This window comes from Bradyrhizobium sp. Y36 (genome assembly GCF_002531575.1).
GTDB lineage: Bacteria > Pseudomonadota > Alphaproteobacteria > Rhizobiales > Xanthobacteraceae > Bradyrhizobium.
The window spans coordinates 1-14,352 of record NZ_NWTI01000021.1 but is presented as its reverse complement, the minus strand read 5'-3'; the positions used below and the strand labels follow the sequence as shown (position 1 = coordinate 14,352).

At 64.4% G+C, this 14,352-nt stretch carries 14 protein-coding genes; 10 read left to right on the top strand and 4 right to left on the bottom strand.

All coding sequences use genetic code 11. The annotated features are described in order from the left end of the window. Positions 1-159: 159 nt before the first annotated feature. Complete coding sequence (locus tag CO669_RS27955; RefSeq protein ID WP_198964300.1) at positions 160-933, bottom strand: SDR family oxidoreductase; 774 nt, start codon at positions 931-933, stop codon at positions 160-162. A gap of 123 nt (positions 934-1,056) precedes the next feature. On the opposite strand from CO669_RS27955, the gene CO669_RS27950 reads away from it, so the two are divergent. Further along, positions 1,057-1,524, top strand: a complete 468-nt coding sequence (locus CO669_RS27950; RefSeq protein ID WP_097663285.1) for a winged helix-turn-helix transcriptional regulator — start codon at positions 1,057-1,059, stop codon at positions 1,522-1,524. Positions 1,525-1,629: 105 nt separating this feature from the next. Further along, complete coding sequence (locus CO669_RS27945; protein ID WP_097663170.1) at positions 1,630-2,178, top strand: flavodoxin family protein; 549 nt, start codon at positions 1,630-1,632, stop codon at positions 2,176-2,178. 69 nt (positions 2,179-2,247) lie between these two features. Here the strand turns inward: CO669_RS27945 and CO669_RS27940 are convergent, their stop codons facing one another. After that, positions 2,248-2,487, bottom strand: coding sequence for a hypothetical protein (locus tag CO669_RS27940; protein ID WP_097663169.1), 240 nt, complete (start codon positions 2,485-2,487; stop codon positions 2,248-2,250). Between the two features lie 226 nt (positions 2,488-2,713). On the opposite strand from CO669_RS27940, the gene topA reads away from it, so the two are divergent. Genes topA through CO669_RS27920 form a run of 4 tightly spaced genes read left to right on the top strand, consistent with a single transcriptional unit; the run spans position 2,714 to position 9,038 of the window. Beyond that, positions 2,714-5,452: a type I DNA topoisomerase gene (gene topA / locus CO669_RS27935; RefSeq protein ID WP_097663168.1), complete on the top strand. Its 2,739-nt coding sequence runs from the start codon at positions 2,714-2,716 to the stop codon at positions 5,450-5,452. 20 nt (positions 5,453-5,472) lie between these two features. After that, entirely contained in the window at positions 5,473-7,824 is a 2,352-nt protein-coding gene (rnr, locus tag CO669_RS27930; RefSeq protein WP_097663167.1) for a ribonuclease R, read from the top strand. After that, positions 7,818-8,258, top strand: coding sequence for a DUF983 domain-containing protein (locus CO669_RS27925; protein ID WP_097663166.1), 441 nt, complete (start codon positions 7,818-7,820; stop codon positions 8,256-8,258). Before rnr ends, CO669_RS27925 begins: the two co-directional genes overlap by 7 nt. Positions 8,259-8,288: 30 nt before the next feature. After that, on the top strand, positions 8,289-9,038 hold the full coding sequence (locus CO669_RS27920) for an NUDIX hydrolase (protein ID WP_097663165.1): 750 nt from the start codon (positions 8,289-8,291) through the stop codon (positions 9,036-9,038). Here the strand turns inward: CO669_RS27920 and CO669_RS36565 are convergent, their stop codons facing one another. After that, positions 9,039-9,170, bottom strand: coding sequence for a hypothetical protein (locus tag CO669_RS36565; RefSeq protein ID WP_283806825.1), 132 nt, complete (start codon positions 9,168-9,170; stop codon positions 9,039-9,041). A gap of 167 nt (positions 9,171-9,337) precedes the next feature. Between CO669_RS36565 and CO669_RS27915 the strand changes: the two genes are divergently transcribed. The 3 genes from CO669_RS27915 to CO669_RS27905 all read left to right on the top strand — a co-directional run bounded on the left by CO669_RS27915 (position 9,338) and on the right by CO669_RS27905 (position 11,896). Beyond that, on the top strand, positions 9,338-10,663 hold the full coding sequence (locus CO669_RS27915; protein ID WP_097663164.1) for an LLM class flavin-dependent oxidoreductase: 1,326 nt from the start codon (positions 9,338-9,340) through the stop codon (positions 10,661-10,663). Positions 10,664-10,787: 124 nt separating this feature from the next. Continuing rightward, a complete protein-coding gene (gene rpmG, locus CO669_RS27910) occupies positions 10,788-10,955 on the top strand; it encodes a 50S ribosomal protein L33 (RefSeq protein WP_007603295.1) in 168 nt (55 codons plus the stop codon). A 386-nt stretch (positions 10,956-11,341) separates the two neighbouring features. Continuing rightward, a complete protein-coding gene (locus CO669_RS27905) occupies positions 11,342-11,896 on the top strand; it encodes a hypothetical protein (RefSeq protein ID WP_198964299.1) in 555 nt (184 codons plus the stop codon). A 162-nt stretch (positions 11,897-12,058) separates the two neighbouring features. Here the strand turns inward: CO669_RS27905 and CO669_RS27900 are convergent, their stop codons facing one another. After that, on the bottom strand, positions 12,059-12,619 hold the full coding sequence (locus CO669_RS27900; protein WP_097663163.1) for a cytochrome P460 family protein: 561 nt from the start codon (positions 12,617-12,619) through the stop codon (positions 12,059-12,061). Between the two features lie 347 nt (positions 12,620-12,966). Between CO669_RS27900 and CO669_RS27895 the strand changes: the two genes are divergently transcribed. Beyond that, the gene (locus CO669_RS27895) at positions 12,967-14,187 is read left to right on the top strand and encodes an acyltransferase family protein (RefSeq protein WP_245444540.1); all 1,221 of its coding nucleotides are present in this window, start codon (positions 12,967-12,969) and stop codon (positions 14,185-14,187) included. Positions 14,188-14,352 lie beyond the last annotated feature (165 nt).

The window sequence follows — 14,352 nt, the reverse complement described above, 5'->3', positions numbered from 1 at the left end:
ATGAGTCTTGTGACCCCTGCCCGTAAAAATGTCTTTGCAGCGCAAGCGAAGGTTCAACGCCTCACGCAAAGGTTCAGGAAATACATCTCCGGAGCTGAGGGAACCCGCCGGCGCAACCAACCTCGCCGCGCCGACAGATTCAATTTTCAGGTCATTTCATCAACCGCGATAGATCGGCGCGCCGCTCGGCGAGGCCACCGCGCCGCCGTCGACGAAGATCTCCTGGCCCTGCACATGTGCGGAATCATCGGAGGCAAGGAACAGCACCGTCTTCGCAACGTGGTCGGTTTCGCCGATCCGCCCCAGCGGCGTCGACAGCGCGATCCGCTTCTCGAAGGCCTTCTCCGCTTCCGGCGTTGCGGTCGCAGGTCCCCAGATCGGCGTGCGGATCGCACCGGGCGCAACGACGTTGACGCGGATGCCGCGCGGCGACAGCTCCGAGGCCATGATCCGCGCCATCGCCCGCACGCCGGCCTTCGCGGCACCGTAGGCGGAATAACCGGGAATGCCGAGCACCGAGATCACCGAGCCGTTGAGGATGATCGAGGCATTGTCGTTGAGATAAGGCAGCGCCGATTGCACCGTGAAGAACACGCCCGTCAGGTTGGTGCTGATGACCTTCTCGAAGACCTCGAGCGCGGCCGAGCCGAGCGGCGTGCCGCCGGCGATGCCGGCATTGGCGAACACGATGTCGAACTTGCCGAATTTTTCCGCGCCCTGCCTGATCGCAGCTTCCGTCGCCGCGATGTCGGTCGCATCGGCAGGCAATGCGAGCGCATTCGGCCCCAGCTCCTGTGCGGCCGCCGCCAGCGTCTCCTTGTTGCGCCCGGTGATCACCACCCTGGCGCCTTCCGCCACGAAGAGCTTTGCCGTCGCAAGCCCGATGCCGCTGTTGCCGCCGGTGATCAGGGCCGTCTTGTCTGTCAGTCTCACGCTCGCCTCCAGTAGTTGCATTATGAAACTAGATTGCCATCTAGGGCATTCGGTTTTATGATGCAACCACACAAGCGCGTGATCGGCCCGGCAATCGTGCGAACGCGAATGGGACAGACGACGATGGTGAAACGAACGAGCTTCGAGGGCGATGCCTGCCCGATCGCAAGGTCGCTGGACGCGCTCGGCGACTGGTGGTCGCTGCTGATCATCCGCGAGGCGCTGTTTGGACTGCGCCGCTTCGGCGAGTTTCAGAACAAGCTCGGCATGGCCAGGAACATCTTGGCAGTGCGACTGCGCGCGCTGGTCGATCACGGCATTCTGGCAACCGCGCCCGCCTCCGACGGCAGCGCCTATCAGGAATATGTGCTGACGCCGAAGGGCCGCGGCACTTTCCCGATCCTGGTGGCGCTGCGGCAATGGAGCGAGGAGTTCGACGATCGCCCGGAGGAGATCGCGACCGTTTTGGTGGATCGCGAAAAAGGCCGTCCGGTGAAGAAGCTCGAACTGCGCGCCGCAGACGGACGGCTGCTCACGCCGGCGGAGACGATGGTGAAGCCGCGGCCGGCGCCGCGGCGGCGCTCGGCGTGATTGCCGCGCACCGCCTCCCCCGCTGTGCTCGCAAGGACGCGCTGGGGGACTTGTGCAAAATAGAGACGGCGTCAAAGATGGTAAGTCTCTCAAAGCGGCATCACCATGCCCCTGCTCGCCATCATCTATTTTTCCATCTCCGGCGCCACTGAGACGCTGGCGCATGCGGTAGCGCGCGGAGCTGACGGCACAGCGCACGTTGCCCTTTGTCGCATCACAGGCGACGATATCGTGTCGGGCCGATTCCGGAATGAGAGCATATTGGAAGCGATCGACCGCGCCGACGCGGTTGCATTCGGCAGCCCGACCTATATGGGCGGCCCCGCGGCGCAATTCAAAGCCTTCGCGGATGCCTCAAGCGACCGGTGGACCCGGCAGCAATGGGCCAACAAGATCGCAGCCGGATTCACCACCGGCGCCTGCGCCAGCGGCGATCAACTCCACACGCTGACCTACTTTACGATCCTGGCTGCACAGCACGGCATGCTCTGGTGCGGGCTCGACATTCCAGGAGGCGAGGATCCGGGCGGCCGCAATCGGTTGGGCAGCCAGCTTGGCCTCGCAACACATTTGGTGAACGGCGCATTGCCACAGAGCGACCTCAGCACGGCCGAATATCTCGGCCAGCGATTGGCCAGAATGGCAGGCCGCTAGCCTCAGTCCCCGAGGCGCTCGCCTCTTCGGCGAGCCTCGAAGGTTGACGGCTCCGCTGCATCACGCCCCTCACGACAGCTTGCGCTTGCTGCGCAGCCTCAAATGTTCGTCGGCCTCCAGCTTGGTCATGCCCAGGAGATAATGCAGGACATCGAGCTTGTGACGCTCGGCCAGCTTGCGCAACGCACCGACCTGCTCGGCGATGAAGGCGACGGCCTCGTCTACGCCACCCTCCCCCGGTTCCTCGTGACGCGAGCCTCCTGGCGCGCCTGATGTGGCGCGCGCCCGTTTCTTTCCTGGCTTAGTCACCAGCCCACCCCGAATCCATGCCCCGCAGAAACATTACGCCCATCGCGATCGCAACTCCAAGGTGGTATTTTGCAACTTTCTCGATATGAAACTTTTCCCATTCAAAGGGCTTTCAACAGCCCTCGATTTGACAGCGGAGGCCTCACCACCCATGTTCGGGGCGAAACGGCCGACCCGAGTCCTTTCGTTTTCGGCCCCAAATTTTCCCGTAAGTTACTGGAACTACATGAATATCGTCATTGTGGAGTCGCCGGCGAAAGCCAAGACGATCAACAAGTATTTGGGCTCGTCCTATGAGGTTCTGGCCTCGTTCGGCCATGTCCGCGACCTCCCGGCGAAGAACGGCTCCGTCGATCCCGACGCCAATTTCAAGATGATCTGGGAGGTCGACCCCAAAGCGGCCAGTCGGCTCAACGATATCGCCAAGTCCCTGAAGGGTGCCGACCGCCTGATTCTGGCGACCGACCCTGATCGCGAGGGCGAGGCCATCTCCTGGCACGTGCTGGAGGTGATGAAGGAGAAGCGCGCGCTGAAGGATCAGAAGATCGAGCGCGTGGTGTTCAACGCCATCACCAAGCAGGCCGTCACGGACGCGATGAAGCATCCGCGCGAGATCGACGGCGCGCTGGTCGACGCCTATATGGCGCGCCGCGCGCTGGACTATCTCGTCGGCTTCACCCTCTCCCCCGTGCTGTGGCGCAAGCTGCCGGGCGCCCGCTCGGCCGGTCGCGTGCAGTCGGTGGCACTGCGCCTCGTCTGCGACCGCGAGCTCGAGATCGAGAAATTCGTGCCGCGGGAATATTGGTCGCTGATCGCGACCCTGCTGACCCCGCGCGGCGATGCGTTCGAGGCCCGCCTCGTCGGCGCCGACGGCAAGAAGATCCAGCGCCTCGATATTGGAACCGGCGCGGAAGCCGAAGACTTCAAGAAGGCGCTGGAAGTGGCCGCCTATGCGGTCACCGCGGTGGACGCAAAACCGGCCCGGCGCAATCCGCAAGCCCCCTTCACCACCTCGACGCTGCAGCAGGAAGCCAGCCGCAAATACGGCTTTGCACCGGCGCACACCATGCGAATCGCCCAGCGCCTCTATGAAGGCATCGACATCGGCGGCGAGACCACCGGACTCATTACTTATATGCGGACCGACGGCGTGCAGATCGCCCCGGAGGCGATCACCCAGGCGCGCAAGGTGATCGGCGAGGATTACGGCAACGCCTATGTGCCGGAAGCGCCGCGCCAGTACCAGGCCAAGGCCAAGAACGCCCAGGAAGCGCACGAAGCGATCCGCCCGACCGACATGTCCCGCCGCCCCGACAGCATGAGCCGCAAGCTCGATACCGATCAGGCGCGACTTTATGAGCTGATCTGGAAGCGCACCATCGCGAGCCAGATGGAATCCGCCGAACTGGAGCGCACCACCGTCGACATCACCGCGAAAGCGGGCGGTCGCACGCTGGAGCTGCGCGCCACCGGCCAGGTCGTCAAGTTCGACGGCTTCCTCGCGCTCTATCAGGAAGGCCGCGACGACGAGGAGGACGAAGACTCCCGCCGCCTGCCCGCGATGAGCCCGAACGACGCGCTCAAGCGGCAGTCGCTGTCGGTCACGCAGCATTTCACCGAGCCGCCGCCGCGCTTCTCCGAGGCTTCGCTGGTCAAGCGCATGGAAGAGCTCGGCATCGGCCGTCCGTCGACCTATGCCTCGATCCTCCAGGTGCTGAAGGACCGCGGCTACGTCAAGCTGGAGAAGAAGCGTCTGCACGGCGAGGACAAGGGCCGCGTCGTGGTCGCCTTCCTCGAAAGCTTCTTTGCCCGCTACGTCGAATACGATTTCACGGCGAGCCTCGAAGAGCAGCTCGACCGCATCTCGAACAACGAGATCTCCTGGCAGCAGGTGCTCAAGGATTTCTGGACCGGCTTCATCGGCGCCGTCGACGACATCAAGGATCTGCGCGTCGCGCAGGTGCTGGACGTGCTCGACGACATGCTGGGCCAGCACATCTATCCGCCGCGCGCGGACGGCGGCGACATCAGGCAGTGCCCCAGCTGCGGCAACGGCCGGCTCAACCTGAAGGCCGGCAAGTTCGGTGCCTTCGTCGGCTGCTCGAACTATCCGGAGTGCCGCTATACCCGCCAGCTCGCCGCCGACAGCGAGGCGACCGCTGATCGTTCGCTCGGCCAGGACCCTGAGACGGGCCGCGATGTCTGGGTCAAGGCGGGCCGCTTCGGGCCCTATATCCAGCTCGGCGAGCAGAAGGATTACGAGGAAGGCGAGAAGCCGAAGCGCGCAGGCATCCCGAAGGGCACCTCGCCCGGCGATGTCGAGCTCGAGCTTGCGCTGAAGCTGCTGTCGCTGCCGCGCGAGATCGGCAAGCATCCGGAAACCGGCCAGCCCATCACCGCGGGCCTCGGCCGCTTCGGGCCGTTCGTGAAGCACGAGAAGACCTATGCCAGCCTAGAGACCGGCGACGAAGTGTTCGACATCGGCCTCAATCGCGCAGTCACGCTGATCGCGGAAAAGGTCGCCAAGGGCCCGAGCCGCCGCTTCGGCGCCGATCCCGGCAAGGCGATCGGCGATCATCCCACGCTCGGCACCGTCACCGTGAAGAGCGGCCGCTACGGCGCCTATGTCACCGCGGGCGGCGTCAACGCGACGATTCCAGCCGAGTTCGAAAAGGACACGGTGACGCTCGCGCAGGCGATCGCGCTGATCGACGAGCGCGCGGCCAAGGGCGGCGGCAAGACCAAGGCGAAGAAGGCGGCCAAACCCGCCAAGACGAAGAAGGTTGCGGACGGCGATGACGCCGCGCCGAAGCCGAAGAAACCGGCCGCGAAGAAAGCCGCGGCCAAAACCAAATCCGAATCCACCAGCAAGGCGCGCGCCGGCGTGGCATCGACGGCGAAGACGTCGCCGACCAAGTCCGCCGCCACCAAGGCTCCGGCCAAGAAGAGTGCCGGCAAGACTTGAGATCAAGAATTAGAGGTTAAGTGAAACGCAAGAATGACCGTGGCTTTCCCGACCGGCAAGCCATCGTCGCCTTCATCAAGGCAAATCCCGGAAAGGTCGGGACCCGCGAAATTGCGCGCGAGTTCGGCCTGAAGAACGCCGATCGCATCGAGCTCAAGCGCATGCTGCGCGAGCTCGCCGACGACGGCACCATCAAGAAGAAGCGCCACAAGGTCTCCGAGCCGGACGCGCTGCCGCCGACCCTGGTCGCCGACATCACCGGCCGTGACCGCGACGGCGAGCTGATCGCCTCCCCCACCGAATGGGACGAGGTCGAGAACGGCGAGCCGCCCAAGATCATCATCGAGATGCCGCGCCGGCCCAAGCCCGGCACCGCTGCCGGCGTCGGCGACCGCGCGCTGTTGCGCCTCGAGCCGACCAACGAGGCCGAAGGGCCGCAATATCGCGGCCGCGTCATCAAGGTGTTCGACAAGGCCAAGAGCCGCATCCTCGGCGTATTCCGCGAGCTTCCCGAAGGCGGCGGACGTCTCGTGCCCGTCGACAAGAAGATGGCGGACCGCGAGCTCAACATCGCCGCTGCCGACACCAAGGGCGCGCAGGATGGCGATCTCGTCAGCGTCGACATCGTCCGCACGCGCAGCTTTGGCCTCGCCTCAGGCCGCGTGAAGGAGAAGCTCGGCTCGGTCAAGAGCGAAAAGGCGATCAGCCTGATCGCGATCTACGCCCACGAGATTCCGCTGCAATTCTCCCCCGCCGCCGAGCGCGAGGCGGAAGCCGCCGAGCCTGCGAACCTGAAGGGCCGCGAGGACTGGCGCGACGTGCCCCTTCTCACCATCGATCCGCCCGACGCCAAGGATCATGACGACGCGGTGCACGCGCAAGCGGACGATGATCCGAACAACAAGGGCGGCTTCATCGTCAACGTCGCCATTGCCGACGTCAGCTTCTACGTGCGACCGGGCACCGCGCTCGACCGCGACGCGCTCGATCGTGGCAACTCGGTCTACTTCCCCGACCGCGTCGTGCCGATGCTGCCCGAGCGCATCTCCAACAATCTCTGCTCGCTGGTGCCTGGCGAGCCGCGCGGCGCACTCGCGGTGCGCATGGTGCTCGGCCCCGACGGCCGCAAGCGCTCGCACACGTTCCACCGCATCCTGATGCGCTCGGCCGCAAAATTGAGCTACGCGCAGGCGCAGGCCGCGATCGACGGACGGCCCGATGACACCACCGGTCCCCTGCTCGATCCAATCCTCAAACCCCTCTACGCCGCCTATGCCTGCGCCAAGCGCGCGCGCGACGAGCGCGATCCGCTCAATCTCGATCTGCCGGAGCGCAAGATCCTCCTGAAGAGCGACGGCACGGTCGATCGTGTCGTGGTCCCTGAAAGACTCGACGCGCACAAGCTGATCGAGGAATTCATGATCCTCGCCAATGTCGCGGCAGCCGAGATGCTGGAGAAGAAGTCGCTCCCGCTGATCTACCGCGTACATGACGAGCCGACGCTGGAAAAGGTCCATGCGCTCTCCGAGTTCCTGGAAACGCTCGACGTTCCCTTCGCCAAATCCGGCGCGCTGCGCCCGACGCTGTTCAATCGCGTGCTGGCCCAGCTCGAAGGCCATGACTATTACCCGCTGGTGTCCGAGGTGGTGCTGCGCGCCCAGGCGCAGGCGGAATATTCTGCCGAGAACTACGGGCACTTCGGCCTGAACCTGCGCCGCTACGCCCATTTCACCTCGCCGATCCGCCGCTATGCCGACCTCGTCGTGCACCGCGCGCTGGTCCGCGCGCTCGGGCTCGGCGAAGGCGCCCTGCCCGACAGTGAGACGCCGGAAACCCTGAGCGAAGTCGCCGCGCACATCTCGCTGACCGAGCGGCGCGCGATGAAGGCGGAACGCGAGACCGTGGACCGGCTGATCGCCCATCACCTCGCCGATCGCATCGGCGCGAGCTTCCAGGGCCGCGTCTCCGGCGTCACCCGTGCCGGCCTGTTCGTCAAGCTCTCCGAGACCGGCGCCGACGGCCTGATCCCGATCCGATCCCTCGGCACGGAATATTTCAACTATGACGAGGGCCGGCACGCCCTCGTCGGCACGCGCAGCCGCACGATGTATCAGCTCGGCGACGTCGTCGACGTCCGCCTGATCGAAGCCGCTCCCATCGCCGGCGCGCTGCGCTTCGAGCTGCTGGGGTCGGCGAGCGAGACCGCGCCGCGCGACCGCGGGCGTCCCAACCCGCAGCGCCGCCCCTCGTTCAAGGCCCATCCCGGCCGCAGCCCGGATAAAAAACGCAAGCCGGCGACGCAAAAATCCGGCAAGGGAAAAAAGGCCAAAGGAAAGAGCAAGGGTAAGGGCAAGAAGGGCAAGGCATGGTGACGATGAGCACGGCTCCAAAAATCTGGACGCGCGAGGACGGCCTCGTCGAGAAGCGCGACGTCTTTGCCGCCATGAGGCGCGGCTTTCGCGGCCGCTGCCCGCGTTGCGGCGAGGGAAAGCTGTTCCGCGCCTTCCTGAAGACATCAGACAATTGCGCCAAATGCGGGCTCGATTTCACGCCGCACCGCGCCGATGACCTTCCCGCCTATCTCGTCATCGTCATCGTCGGCCATATCGTGGTGCCGGCGATCCTCTGGATCGAGACCAATTACTCGACGCCGGTCTGGCTCAGCTTTGCGGCCTACCTGCCCTTCACCTTCGTCGCCTCGCTCGCGCTGCTGCAGCCGGTGAAGGGAGCTGTGGTCGGCTTGCAATGGGCTCTGCGCATGCACGGGTTTGACGAGAGCCCTCCGGATGGTATTCCGCCTGTGTAAGCAAGAAGCAAAAGCGGTTTGGGTGAGGATATGACGGATACGGCGCAGGCAGTGGAGAAGGCCCGGGTTCACGAGGAGAAGGAAGCCGATCATCATCCCTACTTCCGCCCGAGGGATGCGGCGACCCTGATTCTGGTCGATCGCAGCAGTGCCGTTCCGAAAGTGCTGGTCGGCAAGCGCCACGACAAGGTGGTGTTCATGCCCGGCAAGTTCGTCTTCCCGGGCGGACGTGTCGACAAGGCCGACTATCGCGTGCCCTGTGCTGCGCCCATCACCGCCGAGCTGGAGGCCAATCTCGCCAAGGGAAGTCCGAAGACGCCTGCGTCACGCGCGAAGTCGCTGGCCATTGCCGCGATCCGGGAAGCCTGCGAGGAAACCGGCCTCTGTCTCGGCCGCAAGATCGAGGGCAAGGCGAAGCTTGAGGGTCCCTGGAAGCCGTTCGCGGATGCAGGCCTGCTGCCCGATCCCTCAAGCCTGTTCCTGATCGCCCGTGCGATCACCCCGCCCGGCCGCGTCAAGCGGTTCGACACGCGCTTCTTCACCGCGGATGCCTCCGCGATCACCCATCGCGTCGATGGTGTGATCCATGCCGATGCCGAGCTGGTCGAGCTGATCTGGGTCGAGCTCGGCTCAAAGCCGCTGGCCGATCTGCATCCGATGACGCGCAACGTGCTCAACGAGCTCGATACACGCCTTGCCACCGGCCCGCTCCGCCACGACGCGCCGGTGCCGTTCTTCCATTTCTACGGCGGCAAGATGCAGAAGGATGTCTTGAGCTAATCAGCATCTTGCCGGCAGCTTGAGGACGCGGCCGAGCTCCTGCGCAGAACTGTTGGCGTTGTCGCGGCTGGAGAAGCTGGACTGCGCAAGCGCCTCGGTGTCTCCATGGCCGCAAAGACTGACGTGAAACACCGTCCCCTCGTCCTCGTCGATGGCGCCGCGGAGCGGCGAGCCCCGGAATGACGGAAACGTGCTGAGGGAGCCTCAAAAAACGGAAAAATGTTCCCGCCTCCCCCAATGGCGCAGCTCCCAGGCGTGCCTATGTGTTTGCGAACGACACCCAGAACGGATACGGGGCGATGGCACAACGGCAACTCAAGCTCGGCGCGTTCATGCGCCCGATCAGCATCCATACCGGCGCCTGGCGCTATCCCGGGGCCTGGCCCGACGCCAATTTCAATTTCGGTCACATCAAGCAGCTGATCCAAAAGCTCGAGGCCGGCAAGTTCGACGCCTTCTTCATGGCCGATCACCTCGCCGTGCTGAACATGCCGATCAACGCCCTGAAGCGCAGCCACACGGTGACGTCGTTCGAGCCGTTTACGCTGCTGTCGGCGCTCTCGGCGGTCACCGAGCGCATCGGCCTGATCGCGACCGGCTCGACCACGTTCGACGAGCCCTATCACGTCGCGCGCCGCTTCGCCTCGCTCGATCATCTCAGCGGCGGCCGTGCCGGCTGGAATATCGTCACTACATCGAACCCGGACGCGGCACTGAATTTCGGCCTCGACGACCACATGGAGCATGCCGAGCGCTACAAGCGCGCACGCGAGTTCTACGACGTCGTCACCGGCCTGTGGGATTCCTTCGCTGACGACGCCTTCGTGCGCGATGTCGAGAGCGGCCTGTTTGTCGATCCCGCCAAGATGCACACGCTCGACCACAACGGCAAATATCTGAAGGTCCGCGGCCCCCTCAACATCGCCCGGCCCGTGCAGGGCTGGCCGGTCATCGTGCAGGCCGGCGCCTCGGAAGACGGCAAGCAGCTTGCCGCCGAGACGGCCGAAGCCGTGTTCACCGGCGGCGGCAGTCTTGCCGACGGGCAAAAGCTCTATGCCGACATCAAGGGCCGCATGGAGAAGGTTGGACGCGATCCCGCGCACCTCAAGATCCTGCCCGGCGCCTTCGTCGTGGTCGGCGACAGCGTCGATGAGGCCAAGGAGAAGCGCGCGTTGCTCGACAGCCGCGTGCACTACGACAGTGCCATCGCCTCGCTCTCGGTCATCCTCGGCACCGATGCCTCCGGCTTCGATCCCGATGGCCCCCTCCCCGACATTCCCGAGACCAATGCCAGCAAGAGCGGCCGCCAGCGCATGGTCGATCTCGCCGCCCGCGACAAGCTCACCGTGCGCCAGCTCGCCCAGCGCGTCGGCGGCTATGGCGGGCTCTCCTTCGTCGGCACGGCGAAGACCATTGCCGACCAGATGGAGGAATGGCTGGTCGGGCGCGGCTCCGACGGCTTCAACATCATGTTCCCGTTCCTGCCCGCCGGCCTCGACGATTTCGTCGACAAGGTCGTCCCGGAACTGCAGCGGCGCGGGATTTTCCGCAAAGAGTATGAAGGGCCCACTTTGAGGGAGAATCTGGGCCTGCCGCGGCCCAAAAACCGCTTCTTCGAGGCCTAATTGGCCCGATTTGGGTGGTTTTCCGGGCCGAAATCCTTGACTTCCAGCCGTTTCTGGCTAGGTTGCCGGCCAACGCGGGCCGTTTGGCCGGCTCCAGATTCCCTTCATTCCTGAGGTTCTGAACATGGCCAAAGCGGTCACCATCAAGGTCAAGCTCGTGTCCTCGGCCGACACCGGCTTCTACTACGTCGCCAAGAAGAATTCGCGCACCATGACCGACAAGCTGGTCAAGAAGAAGTACGATCCCGTGGCGCGCAAGCACGTCGAATTCCGCGAAGCCAAGATCAAGTAAGACGCGGACAAGCGACTGAGTTTTTACGGGGCCCTTTCGGGCCCCGTTTTGTTTTGCCTCCCACGTATCCGGGACGCGGTGCAGCGCCATGAGCGCGTTCATGCGCGTCTTCGACACGCAATGGCGATGCGCCGCAGAGCCGGAATGCAAAACGCAACACGGCACCCTACCGAGACATGGGCCGGCTCTCGAGCACATCGTCAAAGTGCCGCTGCGCCGCGCCGCGCGCGAGACTGACAGTGACGCACTCTGCTTTCTCTTGACCGTCATGACGTGGCCAATCATTGGGCACACGCCTCCTCAACCTTCAGTTGCCCGTTCGGGATTGTATGTTACCGTGCAATGACCGGTGCGGAATTGCCGTCCGGCATTGGAAGGACATGGTCATGAGATTGTCATCAAGCCTTGTCGTGCCTTCAACCGTCGCTGCCCTGTCGATTGTCTTGCTGTGCGCCCCGGCCGCGTCGCAGATCCCGACTGGTGCAGCCTCCACGATTCCGCCTGTCACGGTCGATGCGCCCAAGCAGGTGACAAAACCGCAGGTGTCGGAGCGTGGCGCAAACACAACGGCGCCGCGCCGGACCGCGCCAACCAATCGAACGGTAACCGCGCGCACGCCGTCCTATGCGCCGGGCTCGCCCATGGCGCGGCTTGCCAGCCTGGAGAAGGTCGCCAGCAGCTGCAACGGCGGCTGTGCGTCGAGCTTCCGGCACGGCAACGAGCCGTGGATTGGATGCAGCGAGTCGGGTGGCGGTCTGAACTACGGACCCTTCTCGCCGACGTGCCGGGACACCATCACCCATGCGTCCTACGACAATTGCGTCGAGACGAAGGTGTTTCTGGGCGAGAATCGAAACCGCGCCCACTGGTTCTGCAGCAGCCTGGCTGCCGGCAACCGGTTCAAGGTCGCCGATCTCAAGCGGTCGGGACGTCCGCGTTAATTCCTTCTGCTGGGTTGAGCTCAAGTCCCGTCGTGTCGCGGACGCGGTGTAGCGCCACAAGCGCGTTCACGCGCGTCTCGACACGCCGTGGCGCTACGCCCCGCACACGAGAAATTATGGGTGGTCGTATCATCGGCGCGCGCAGCAACACGTCGCTTGGCGTCATCGCTTCCCATATTCGGTGAAGACGTAGTCCTTCGCCTTCACCACCGTGTGACATGAGAACCCGCATTTCGCGTCATGCGCCTGCGGCGGCTTGTCCGCCTCGGTCCCCGGCGCGAATGTGTCGGACGCGGCGTCGTACTTGAACACGGCCCATCCCCATCCGCCGCTGTCTGCGAACCTCTTGCTGTCCTTCACCATGAAGTCGACGTCGTGGAGTGTGCCCGGCACCGTCGTATCGGTGAAGTGCGGGTTCATCTTCGGCGTCCAATGGATCTTTGCCATCTTGGCCCCGTCGGGGAACGGCTTGCCGTTGTCGGGAATGCCCGCCTTGTAAGCCTCAATCATTTCGGGATTGGCGAGGATCACAGCGACGAGCTTCAACGCCGGGCTCTGGCTGGTGGCGACCACCTGCCAGCCTTCGTAACCCCTGAACTCCGAGAATGCGAGCCCGCCGGGCACCTTCAGCGCGTATCTGTCCTGCTGCGCGACGGCCAGACCGCCCAGGACGGTGAGAACGATCACAGCGAACGCAACAGCCATCATCCGGATTTTCTTCATGGATCACCCCTGCGCCATTCAATGAAGAGCCGCTTGTCGGAGCATGTCGAAAATGCACGAGACGGCAGGATGCGCGCATGAGGCACGAATATCGAATCAATTCGCCGACAATCGTGGGCTGGCTGGCCCCATCTCGCTGACCGCGCCCGCGTTTGCGATGCACGCTCTCCGCCGAGACCTGCCGGGGCCGCGCTCATTGCGCTACGGCTAACCCACGCTGGGACCGGCGCACTTCGGCTTCAGCAACGCGAGTGTGACCGACATCGCAGAGCGCCGTGAACGGCTTCGCTATCTCCAGCGGGATCGTTGCATGAATCTGGTCCATTGCCGTGAAGAGCCATTTGCCGTTGCTGGATCCGTTGCGCTTCGCCGCCGCGCTTGGCGTTGCGATCTTTCATCAAATGTTCTGGTCCTGGGCCTGGACCTCGATCGGCGTCCCGGGCTTCGAGCGCACCGTCGCCGCCGATGTTCTCTACCCCTCCGCCGCGCCCTTCACCTGGTTCGGCTGGGTCGGGGTCGAGATCTTCTTCGTCATCTCCGGTTTCGTCATCGCCAATTCGGCGAGCACTTCTTCGCCGGGCGCGTTTCTCCTCGGCCGCGCGCTCAGGCTCTATCCGGCGGTCTGGGTCTGCGCCACCGCGACCTTGCTCGTCCTGCTGCTGTTCGGCAGCGGCCCGGCCTCCGAGCTCATCTTGCCTTACATTCACGCCATGCTGATGGTGCCCAAGGGCGTCACGGGTCAGTGGCTTGACGAGGTCTACTGGACGCTGGCCGCCGAGACGGCGTTTTATGGCCTCGTGTTTTGCGCGATGCTGACGCGGAGGATCACCCTGCGGCAGCTGGCGTTTGGCCTCACCATCTACAGCACCATCTTCAACGCGATCGCCCTGCTGGTGCTGTCGTGCACGACGTCGTCCGACCTGCCCTATCTCGTCGTCCTGATGTTCCGGGTGCCGTGCGCGGCCTTCCTGCTCAGCCATGGCTGCTTCTTCGCGCTGGGGATCTGGCTGTTCATCTCCGCGAACAGGGAGTTGACGGCGCGCGAGAAGATCGCCTTGGCCGTCGCCGGCATCTCGGGCGCGGCGGAGATCTACTTCTTCGCGTCGTTCTTCCTGACCTCGATCCCCGCCATCGCGGATCAATCGGCTTTCGTGCCGATCATGGTCTGGGCGGCCGCGGTGCTGCTGATCGCCCTCGCCGCGAGGCGAAACAGGCACGCTGCGGGGACCGCCTCTCCCGAAGCGCCCGCTTATCTGAGAATCCTGGGGCTCATCACCTATCCACTCTATCTCACCCACAACGTCATTGGCGCGGCAATCATTCGTGCGCTGGTCGAGGCCGGGTTCGATGCCACCTCGGCCCTCTGGATCGCGCTGGTCCTGCTGGTGCTGGTCTGCTGGTTCATCTGCGCCAGGATCGAGCCGGCCGTCAGGTCCGCGCTGACGCGAGCGCTCGCGCATTTCGGCAAGCTGCCGAAGAGGCTGCCGGCACCGCGCCGCTCAGTGCTGGCCCGCGGGCTGCGCCTTCCGCGGCCCGTCCCTGTCAAGCTGACCGCCGCGGCGTCCTAGAGCGTTTTCGAGCGAAGTGGACACCGGTTCGCGTGAAGAAAACGCGTCAAAACAAGAATCTAGAGCTACGGTTCTGATTCAATCAGAACCGTAAATGCTCTAGGTAGTGGACTCAAACCTAGCCCATAGACGGGTGGCGGCGAGCAGAACGGCTGCGAGGAAGTT